Origin of the sequence: Pilimelia columellifera subsp. columellifera, assembly GCF_039532605.1 — a bacterium.
Lineage (GTDB): Bacteria > Actinomycetota > Actinomycetes > Mycobacteriales > Micromonosporaceae > Pilimelia > Pilimelia columellifera.
In genome coordinates this window covers 1-9,239 of record NZ_BAAARY010000041.1, presented here as the reverse complement: position 1 = coordinate 9,239, position 9,239 = coordinate 1, and the positions used below count along the sequence as shown (strand labels likewise).

Sequence of the window (9,239 nt, the reverse complement as noted above, 5' to 3'; positions counted from 1 at the left end):
CTCAGGCGAGTACTTCGACGTCCCCAACGGGAACTCCTGTCCTATGGATCAACACGATCCAATGATCAGGGTGTCCACGATCAAGGGGCAACTCCCCTGCTCTGGGAAGAACGGGAGTGCAACACCGAAAGGTCGAGCTGGTTCGGCCACCAGTCCCGACTCGTACGCGGACGGCCGCCGGTCTTGGGCTTCGGCGAGTCGATCGCCGGGTTCTCGCTCTCGCTGCCATGGGCGGTCACGGAGTCGGGGGCGACCGGGCAGCCCGCCGCTGCCTGCTGTCCCACGCCCTGCGCACTGGCGGGGCCGTTGTCCTGCGTGCCGCTCATCTGTTTCCTCCCGGCGTTACGAAAACTGGAACGTCTGCGGTCGAGTGGGCCCGCCGGCGCGGCACGTGCACCCAGTGGCCATTGTCCCCGACTGGGCGCCCGGACGGGGGAAGGTTGTCCCGGCGCGTGGGATTCTTGATCACCCGGGCCCGCCCGTGGGAATCGAGACCAGGCGATATTGATCCATGGTGAGCAGCTCAGGGTCGGTTCATCAACCTCCGCGGTGCGCGTCGAAGGTGCGGAACAGTCCCCGATTTCAGTTCCGAGAAAGTTTGCGCCGTCGATGCCCATCGGTGAGCCGACAACAGGCACACGACCAGATCGGTCTGTCGGATAAACGACATTGCCATGTGCCGAAATGAGGTTCCGTTCCGACCGACCATTAGGGACGCTGCTTCAACAACGAGCCTTATCTGAGGGAGAGACATGCAGAAACGTCACGGGGTCGCACTACTGGGCCTGGCCGCAACGGCCTGCATATTCACACTCGGCGGAACAGCCGCCGGCGCTAACGCCGCCACCCGATCCACGCCGGCCGAGATCCAAACCTTCCCGGTTTCTGTCGCCATGCCGTCCGGGGGCCACCTCAAGCCGCTGAACATCGACGCCGACGGTCGGATCGCCGGGCACGTCGTGGTCGCAGACGCCGCCGGGCGGACCGTCGGCGTCGTCGACGAGCCCTGGGCGAACACCCTCGCGCTTCGTCCCCAGTCCACCTGGTACCGCATCTCCGCCGGCAAGCTGGTCCAGGAGGTGGACGCCCGTGCCGGCACCAAGGTCACCACGAACGCCGTCTACAACCCGATCGGCGACCAAGGCAGCGTGCAGCCACTGGTCGCCACGGCCTCCTCCAAGGTGGAGGTCCCGTCGAACTACGTCTACGCCCCCGAGCAGGGCTCCCTGCACGACTTCTGCACCGCCTCGCCGGACTCCTGGTTCGCTGCCGACTTCCGCGGACCCTGCGCCCGGCACGACATGTGCTACGAAAACCCCGGCGACCACAAGAAGGCATGCGACGACGGCCTCCTCGCGGACCTGCGCACCAACTGCGCGGCAGCCTACGGCGCCGGTGCCTCGCGAAACACCTGCTACGGCACGGCCCGCACCTACTGGGGCGCGGTGACGGCGTTCGGCGATGACGATCTCACCAGAATCGCCACCAGCGGCAACTGACGCGCGCTGATCCCGGGCACGGTCGGCGACCTGGGACCAACGACGAGTGGCGGCCTCGGCGCCCGATTGTGCAGGTACCTTGCTGCACGGTCATCGGCGTCAAGGCCGCCACCGTGCCGCACGGACCCACCGGCCGGGCGCTGCGTCAGGACTTGTCCGGCAGCCCCGCAAGGCCCAGCAGAAGGCCCTTCACCTCAGTGGCGGCAATCGACGAGCGGGCGGCAGCTGGATCACTGCACAACAGGACCGGGCCGTCCGCTGGGTCAGCGGGCAGCCTCCCGTGCGAGCCACGGACCGCACGGGCGCCCGCGTCAAGTCCGACCACACTCATCAGATATCGCATCCCGAGCTTCTTACGCAGCAGCGCCTTCGCCGCCCGTACCTTCGCGGCGGTCGGATTCGCCGGATCGAACAACAGCTCGGCGGGGTCATAACCCGGCTTGCGATGGATCTCGACAATCCGCGCAAAGTCTGGGGCGTGCGCATCGTCGAGCCAGTAGTAGTAGGTGAACCACGCGTCCGGTTCCGCAACGAGGACCAGCTCGCCGGATCGGTGGTGGTCCAGCCCGTGCGCGGCCTTACCCGCAGCGTCCAGCACCATCTCCACGCCCGGCAGCTCCGCGCAGAGCGCGGCGACGCGGGTCACGTCGTCGGGGTCGCGGACGTAGACGTGTGCCACCTGGTGATCGACGACCGCGAACGCGCGGGACGTCCAGGGATCCAGGTACTCCATCCCGTCCTGGGAGTAGACCCGCAGTAGGCCCTCGGCGCGGAGTGCGCGGTTGATATCGATAGGCCGGTGCACATCGGTGATCCCGTACTCGGAGAGCGCCACCACCGTCGCCCCTCGCGCGGTCGCGGCATCCAGCAACGGCGCGATAACCGCATCGAGTTCGCGGGCCGCGGCCGCCGCCTGCGGAGCGGACGGACCGTAACGTTGCAGGTCGTAGTCCAGCTGGGGAACATAGACCAAGGTCAAGTCAGGATTGTGGTTCTCCATCAGCAACTCTGCTGCCCCACAGATCCACGCCGAGGAGGCGATACCCGCCCCGGGCCCCCAGAACGAGAACAGCGGGAATGTCCCTAGCCGGTCCGTCAGCTCGTCCCGCAGCGCGGGCGGGTGGGTGTAACAGTCCGGTTCCTTACGGCCGTCGGCGCGATAGATCGGCCGGGGCGTCACCGTCCAGTCGACGTCAGCACCCATGGCATACCACCAACAGACGTTCGCCACGGTGTAGTCGGGCCGGTGCCGACGGGCGGCCTCCCAGAGCTTGTCACCGCCGACGAGAGCGTTGTGTTGTCGCCACAGCAGCACCTCGCCCAGGTCCCGGAAGTACCAGCCATTAGCAACGATGCCGTGGTCTCTGGGCAGATCGCCCGTGAGGAAGGTGGACTGAACGGAGCACGTCACCGCGGGCAGGACAGTGGCCAGCTCTGCCTGAAATCCGCCTATGCCAACCGCGGCCAGCCGCGGCATGTGCTCCAACAGCCGCGGTGTGAGGCCCACTACGTTAAGGACCACCAGTGGGGTCGTCACCGCTGCTCCTCCGCCGTGTCGGTCAGGCCCAGGGCAAGGATTTCCTGTCGGGCGAATGCCAGCTCTGCGGCGATGCCGTCGACCAGGTCACTCGATGTCCGGGGGCGCCGCTGCGGGGGCAGCACCTCCCACGTGTACGTCTCGACATCGAGGTGGTCGCACCGTGCAGACGGCCCGGCGAGGACTGCGCGGAGCCCGTCCCGCAGGACATCCACCGTGCTGTGCAGCGGCGGCGGCGGATCCGCGTGCAGCGGAACGTGGTAGTGCACCCGCCACTCCTCCCGACTCGGCTCAGCAAGCGCCTGGTCGAGGTCGTCGGCGGCGAAGCCGGCGCTGCCCCGCGTCTGATGCAGGAACCGCGGCTCGACGTACTCGCGCAGCCGCTGCGCATCAGCAACCGGATCCCGGCTGGCCAGGGCGGCCGACACCTGTACCTTCACGACCGACAGACCAGCCTGGGCGAGCGCGTCGAGCGATCTGGTCGGATCCTCCCAGGCACACGCCAAGTGGGCCAGGTCCAGGCAGATACCGATTCGATCATGATCCACACTGGCCAGCTGGGTCACGGCCTGCTCGATGGTCTCCACGACGCACCCCGGCTCAGGTTCGATCCCCACCCGGATAGCCCGCCCGGTGCTTCGTTCCACGCGCGCCAGGCCCTCGGCCAGGTCGTCCAGGGCACGCGCGCACTGTTGGGCCCGACCAGCGTCCCACGGATCTCGCCACGCCAAAGGCAACGTCGAAATGGATCCTCGCGCAGCGTCTGCCGGAAGGAGCGCCGCCAGGATATGCGCGAGGTCGAGCGTATAGCGCAGCCGTTCCGGTCGGGTCCAATCCGGATGGTAGACCGCGTGCTTGACGACGGGTGCCTGGAACGCCTGGTACGGAAAGCCGTTGAGTGTCACGACCTCCAGCCCGCGGGCGTCGAGTTCGGCCCGGAACCGGCGTAGCGCTACCGGGTCCGCGGCGAGCTCCGCCGCGACCGGCGCGGGCAGCCACAGTCCCAGCCCCAGCGAGTCAACGCCCAGGCGGTCACGAACCCCGACCCCGTACGTGTCCAGTTGATCGACGATTCCGCCGAGGTCCTCAGCCGGGTGAACGTTGGTGCAGTAACCCAGATGTACGGCGGTGCCATCGCTGTGATGCAGGCGCATCACTGTCCCCCGCGGGCGATCGAGCTTCCGGCGAACGACGCCGCCGGCTCCGTCACGTGCGCGAGATTGAGCCGGCCGGACTGTTGATAGAAGTCGACCGGGTTTCGCCACAGCACCTTATCGACGTCGTCAGGGGTGAACCCGGCCGCGAGCATCGCCTCACCGGTGCGCACGGTGAGCAACGGGTCGGACCGCCCCCAGTCGGCGGCCGAGTTGACCAGGATGCGCTCGGTGCCGTACCGCTTGAGGATCTCCACCATCCGGTCCGGCGACATCTTCGTCTGCGGGTAGATGGAGAAGCCAGCCCAGCATCCGGCCTCCAGGACGATATCTATGGTCAGCTCGTTGAGGTGGTCGATGACCACTCTGCCGGGGTCGATACCCGATTCGACGACCACGGCGAGGCTGCGCTCGGTTCCGCGCTTCTTGTCCCTGTGGGGTGTGTGCACCAGCGCCGGCAGTGCGAAGCTCACCGCCATCGCCAGCTGGGCGGCGAACGCGGTGTCCTCTTCCGTGGTCATCGCGTCGTACCCGATCTCGCCGACCGCGACCACGCTCTCCTTGGCCAGGTAGCGCGGCACCAGGTCGAGGACCGGAGTGCAGCGTGCGTCGTTGGCCTCTTTCGGGTTGAGGGCGATTGTCGCGTGGTGGCGGATGCCGAACTGGCTGGCCCGATGCGGCTCCCAGCCCACCAACGAGTCGAAGTAATCGGCGAATGAGCCGGGATTGGTCCGCGGCTGGCCCACCCAGAACGCCGGCTCCACCACGGCCCGTACCCCAGCAGCCGCCATGGCCATGTAGTCATCCGTGGTCCGAGAGGTCATGTGGATATGTGGATCGAAGATTCGCATCAGTTCTCCCTGGCCGTGGTGGGTCCACTCAAACTGCGCAGCAGCGCGACGGCGTCGGCCGGCAGGTCCCGGCCGGCGGCGAGACGTTCGGCGGCGAGTCCATGCAGCATCACCGCGAGCTCCGCGTCGGCCCGCTCTGAAAGCCGGTCCACCACTGCCAGCGGGATGCCCATGAACACGCACTTGAGCACACCTTGCCGCCAGGCCTCCGGGCCGAGGTGACGGGCGTACGGTCCGAGTGCTGCCGCGACCAGGCGGATGTCGTTGGTGCGCAACGCGTCGTGCAGCAGCGGCAGCCCGACCGCCGTCAGCTCGCCGCGGTCGGGCAGCTCCGGCAACGCGCACAGGATCGCGAGTTTCTCACCGCTGTCCGCGTACCGGTAGAGGTCGACAAGTCGATCCGGGCCTCCGGCCGGCGCGGTGAGTAGTGCTGCGAGCAGGACCGCGCGGCCGGCGACGCCCGCAGGCCAGCCGGCGACGGGATGTGGGGCCAGCCGGCGCGGGACCTCGGCGAACAGGCGCGCCACCGCATCCGGGTGGTTGTTCACCTCCGCTTCGGCCCGGCGCAGCCAGTCGCCGCCGTCGCGGGCCAGGAGCGCGGCGCGTAGTTCCGCGATCCCCCAGCGCGGCTCCGGTCCCGGCACCGTGGCGCTCATGGGTGACGTCCGGGTTGGGCGTTGGCCCAGGCCGCGCGCAGGAACTGCAGCGACGCATCGGCGACAGATGGAGCGGCGTGGGAGTGCCGGGGCAATTCGACAGCCACAAGTCCTCGATAGCCGACCGCATTGAGCGCGTGTATCACCGGCGGAAAGTCGATCTCCCCGGTGCCGAATTCGAGATGTTCGTGCACTCCCCTACGCATGTCATCAATCTGTACGTTGACCAGGTAGGGGGCCGCTTCGGCCACGCACTGCGGCAGGTCCATCGACTCCAGACACTGGCAGTGCCCGATGTCGAGCGTGAGGCCGAAGGCAGGTGGCTCGCCCAGCGCGGCGGACAGCTTTCGCCAGCCGGCGATGTCCTCGACCAGCATCCCCGGCTCGGGTTCGAAGCCCAGTGGGATACCGGCGCGTTCGGCAGCCGCCGTCACCTGGGCACATCCGTCGACAAGTCGCTGCCAGGCGGGCTGGACGCCCAGTCCCGGCGGTCGCACGCCGGCCCAGAGTGACACCGCTTCCGCCCCCAGGTCGGCGCCGACTGCCACGGCCCGCAGGAGGAAGTCCAGCCGGTGCTGTCGCTCGTCGTCCAGCAGGGTGGGTGCGTGTTTGTGGCGCGGGTCGAGCAGGTACCGAGCCCCCGTCTCGACGACGACGGCGAGGTTGAGGTCACGAAGGAGGTCCGCCACCGCGGCAGTTCGTCGGGCCAGCTCCGGGGCGAACGGGTCTAGATGGCAGTGATCCAGGGTCAGCGCCACGCCTTGGTACCCGAGATCAGCCAGCACGCGCAGAGCGTCGGCGAGTCGATGATTGCTGAACCCGTTCGTGCCGTATCCCCATCGGGGACCGGCACCGCCGACGGACTCCGCCTCGGGTGCGGGTGCGGGCGACACAGCGGACGTCACGTCGGTGAGATCCAGCGCGCAAGCCGCCGACCCAACGGCGCCAATGCGGCAACGAGCAACGCAGCGCGTGGAAATCCGGCGCGCGCGGCAAGAGCGCCCTGCAGCGATGGCAGCGACGTGATACCGGAGCTGACCGCCGCGCGTACGCGCGTGGCGCCGGGGTCGCGCACCGCACGTGCCTGGGCGGTACCGAACTGGCTCAGGTACGCACCGGCAAGCAGGCCGGCAACCCCGGTGGCCCAGCGACGGGAGCTAGTCGACTCGCCCGCCGCGGCTCGACGTGGGATGGCGACTGCAGCGACCGCGACAGCCGCGGTACCCGCCAAGGTCCCGGCGGGCAGGCGAGGCGTTGCACCAGTCACTTCGGCGCGGGACAGCACGGTCAGCGCGTAGGTGTGCAGAGCCACTGTGACGGCGGTGGGTAACGCACGGGCTGGACCGCCCTTCTGCGTGCTGGCACCGAGTAGCACATCTAGTCCTCGGCAGGTCGCCATGAGGGCGGGACCGGCGGGCGTCTCCTTGCCGCCCAGGTCATAGCCCCACACGGCGGCGGCCAATGGCAAGGCGACGGCGAGGGAACGCCGGCCGCCAGCTGCGCCCGCACAAGCTAGGCCCGCGGCGGTGAGGCCGGCAGCGACGCCGAGCGCGGTACCGGGCCGCACTCGCCCTGACGGGATCGGTCGGTCCGGGCGTTCGCTGGCGTCGCGGACCCGGTCTGCCCAGTCGTTGGCCGCCATGCCAGCCCAGTAGAGGCAGACAGCCGCGGTTGCCAGACCGCCAGTAGCCGGTCCGAGCGACCGGGAGGCACCGGCGCCGGCGATGACGTCGCCGGGCACCGACAGCGCAGCCGGTGCCCGGACGAGCTCGGCGAGGTCGGCGAAGCTGCTCATCACGCCGACTCACTCTGCTGGTCAGGTGCCCCGGTCGGAGCCAGACCCGCCACGAAGTGGATGAGGGAGGTCCACTGCTCAGCGAGACCGGGGGGAGCATCGCCGACCGGGTCTTTGAAGAAGAAGGCGAGCTCGGGCAGCGGACCGTGACGTCCGGCTTCCTGCGCCGCGGAAACTATTCGGGCGAGGTCCAGGATCAGCGGAGCAGCCAGCGCCGAGTCGCAGCCATGCCAGGTGAACTCCATCCGCATGCGGGTGCCGAGGAAACCCGAGAAGCTAATCAGATCCCAGGCTGTCTTGAAGTCACCGAGGTCCGCGACGTAGTTGATCTGTGTAGTGGCCTCGGGGCGGTATCCGAGCACCGATTCAAGCACCCGATCCTTGCTCGCCACCTTCGCGGCCTTCGGCCCCGGCTCCGCAAGGACCGCCCCGTCCCCGCCACCGAGCAGGTTGATGCCGGACCAGCTGCCGATCTGCAGATTCCGCATGGCGAACATCGGTGCCAGCACCGACTTGACCAGCGTCTCGCCTGTCTTGCCATCATGGCCCGTGTAGGGCACGCCCCGCTGCCGTGCCAGGTCGTCAAGTGCCGGCAGTCGAGCTCCGGCGGACGGAGTGAAGTCGACAAATCCACACCCCGCCTCGAATGCGGCGTAGGCCATCACGCTACTGGGCGGCAGCACGGCGGGACCTGCGAGCGCGGCGGTCAGTGTGGCGAGATCCATCTGCGCGAGCTCCGGGCCCGGCCTCGGCTCGGTGCTGGCAACGTTAATGACGACGATGTGGTCGAGCCGGTGCCGGTCTCGAAACTCGGCCAGGTCGCGCACGATCATGGCGATAGCGGATGCCTGGGTGGCGGCCTGGGGTAACGGGCGAAGGTCCGCTTCGACTGCGTCCAGCTCCGCCGCCACCGCCCCTACCAGGACGGCCGGCAGCACGCCAGCAGCAACGAGTGTCTCGGCCCGCTTCGACAGCGGAGTGTCCATGATGTCGTGACCGCCGACGAACAGCTCGTCGAACCCGGGGAGGTGGGGGCCGCGCAGCGGCGGTAGCTCGGTGACGCAGCCGGTCGTTGGCGCGAGTCCCGCGCGCAGTGCGAGCAGACCCGTCACCGTCGTCACAGCCACCGAGCCGCGGGCACCTACCAACCACATTCCAGTACGCATGAGCGCTCCCTATCCCCCGGCCGCCGTAGCGGGTAGACAGCCCCGGCGACGCCGGCAACAGGACCGCGACCACACGCGAGCGCCTGGCCTCCGTTGCCGGAGGGGGCCGTAGCGATCCGACCGTAGCCACGGAGTCGATCATCGTCAACGCCGTTATATTCACCACTTCATTAGGACAAATTGGCCGCGCGCGTCCTCATGCGCCAGTCAGCGCGACGCCATCCGCGAGGAACGCATGGAGGCGTTGGGCAGCGATGTGGGCGCCGTCGTGGCGGAGCTGGGGGGCCAAGTCGGCGGTAGGGGTGTCGCTGTGGTGGTGGATGCCGATGCCGAGTTGTTCGACGCGTTGTGCCCAGTAGTACTGGTCGTACATTTGTGGGATGACAACCTGAGCGACGCCGCATCGTGCCGCGGACGCAGTCGTACCCGAACCGCCATGGTGGACGACCGCCGCCACTCGCGGGAACAGGGCCCGCTCGTTCACCTCGCCGATGGCGATGCAGTCGGTTCCGTCATCGGGCAGGCTCAGTTCGGCCCAGCCGCGGGAGATGACGGCACGGCGGCCCAGGGTGCGAGCGGTG

General features: G+C 68.6%; 9 protein-coding genes and 1 pseudogene. 1 reads left to right on the top strand and 9 read right to left on the bottom strand.

The genetic code is table 11. From position 1 onward, the window contains the following. Positions 1–98: 98 nt before the first annotated feature. Positions 99–326 (bottom strand): annotated as a pseudogene (locus ABD287_RS17850) (catalase/peroxidase HPI); the annotation flags it as partial. Between the two features lie 426 nt (positions 327–752). Between ABD287_RS17850 and ABD287_RS17845 the strand changes: the two are divergent. Further along, positions 753–1,499: a phospholipase A2 gene (locus ABD287_RS17845; RefSeq protein ID WP_344174606.1), complete on the top strand. Its 747-nt coding sequence runs from the start codon at positions 753–755 to the stop codon at positions 1,497–1,499. Positions 1,500–1,644: 145 nt separating this feature from the next. On the opposite strand, the gene ABD287_RS17840 is transcribed toward ABD287_RS17845, so the two are convergent. From ABD287_RS17840 to ABD287_RS17805, 8 genes are all read right to left on the bottom strand, one after another. Next, a complete protein-coding gene (locus tag ABD287_RS17840) occupies positions 1,645–3,036 on the bottom strand; it encodes an alkaline phosphatase family protein (RefSeq protein WP_344174603.1) in 1,392 nt (463 codons plus the stop codon). Further along, the gene (eboE, locus tag ABD287_RS17835; protein WP_344174601.1) at positions 3,033–4,190 is read right to left on the bottom strand and encodes a metabolite traffic protein EboE; all 1,158 of its coding nucleotides are present in this window, start codon (positions 4,188–4,190) and stop codon (positions 3,033–3,035) included. Before eboE ends, ABD287_RS17840 begins: the two co-directional genes overlap by 4 nt. Further along, a complete protein-coding gene (locus ABD287_RS17830) occupies positions 4,190–5,041 on the bottom strand; it encodes a TatD family hydrolase (protein WP_344174599.1) in 852 nt (283 codons plus the stop codon). The genes eboE and ABD287_RS17830 overlap by 1 nt, the downstream gene beginning before the upstream one ends. Next, positions 5,041–5,697, bottom strand: coding sequence for an EboA domain-containing protein (locus tag ABD287_RS17825; protein WP_344174597.1), 657 nt, complete (start codon positions 5,695–5,697; stop codon positions 5,041–5,043). Before ABD287_RS17825 ends, ABD287_RS17830 begins: the two co-directional genes overlap by 1 nt. Further along, entirely contained in the window at positions 5,694–6,482 is a 789-nt protein-coding gene (locus ABD287_RS17820) for a sugar phosphate isomerase/epimerase family protein (RefSeq protein ID WP_344174595.1), read from the bottom strand. The genes ABD287_RS17825 and ABD287_RS17820 overlap by 4 nt, the downstream gene beginning before the upstream one ends. Positions 6,483–6,598: 116 nt before the next feature. Then, positions 6,599–7,492 (bottom strand): SCO3242 family prenyltransferase, encoded by an 894-nt coding sequence (locus ABD287_RS17815; protein ID WP_344174592.1) that lies wholly within the window; start codon positions 7,490–7,492, stop codon positions 6,599–6,601. After that, on the bottom strand, positions 7,492–8,658 hold the full coding sequence (locus tag ABD287_RS17810) for an inositol-3-phosphate synthase (RefSeq protein WP_344174590.1): 1,167 nt from the start codon (positions 8,656–8,658) through the stop codon (positions 7,492–7,494). The genes ABD287_RS17815 and ABD287_RS17810 overlap by 1 nt, the downstream gene beginning before the upstream one ends. 196 nt (positions 8,659–8,854) lie before the next feature. After that, a partial coding sequence (locus ABD287_RS17805) for a glycosyltransferase (RefSeq protein ID WP_344174587.1) occupies positions 8,855–9,239 on the bottom strand: 385 nt, incomplete at its 5' end.